1 protein-coding gene is annotated in these 547 nt (G+C 67.5%); it reads left to right on the top strand.

Annotated elements, in window-relative coordinates; translation table 11 throughout:
* Positions 1–245 (top strand): hypothetical protein (locus ABD369_RS40935; RefSeq protein WP_344641714.1); only part of this gene is annotated, 245 nt, incomplete at its 5' end.
* Between the last annotated feature and the right edge of the window lie 302 nt (positions 246–547).

Here is a 547-nt window from a genome sequence, read left to right as displayed (position 1 = left end):
ACCTGCGGTCGGCGCATCACGGAAAGGTCCGGGTCATCCGGCCCGGGAAGCGCGGGGAGCCGCGCCCCTACTACGTGCAGGGGTTGCGTCTGGGCCAGGAGAAAGGCGACGACGCCGCCGAGGCGGACCGGCCGGACACCGGACACCAGCCGGCCCTGCTCGGCGAAGTGCCCACCTGCGGCACGTGCGGCTTCGAGTACGACACCCAGGCCCATGCGATCAACTGCCTCCGGGAGAAGCCGTGACCCCGATTCGGTGGGCACCGTGTCCGGACACCGGCCGGACACCGAGCCCGTGTCCGGCCGTGTCCGGGCCGTGTCCGGACGCTCTGACCTGCGGTGTCATGGTGTCCGGGCGTTTCTCCCTTCTGAGCGGTGAAGTGACAAGGACTAAGAAAAAACGTTCAACAGAGCGTTACCAGGTGTCACTGTCCGTATGTATGTTTTTCCGCGGCGTGTACGCCAGCAGCACAATAGGTGCCCGCGTCCCGGACACCGCGCCCAAATGCCGCCCCACCTGCGAAAACACCGCCGGACACGGGCCGGAC

This window comes from Kitasatospora cystarginea (assembly GCF_039533515.1).
Classification (GTDB): domain Bacteria; phylum Actinomycetota; class Actinomycetes; order Streptomycetales; family Streptomycetaceae; genus Kitasatospora; species Kitasatospora cystarginea.
This window is presented reverse-complemented; position numbering and strand designations above follow the sequence as displayed.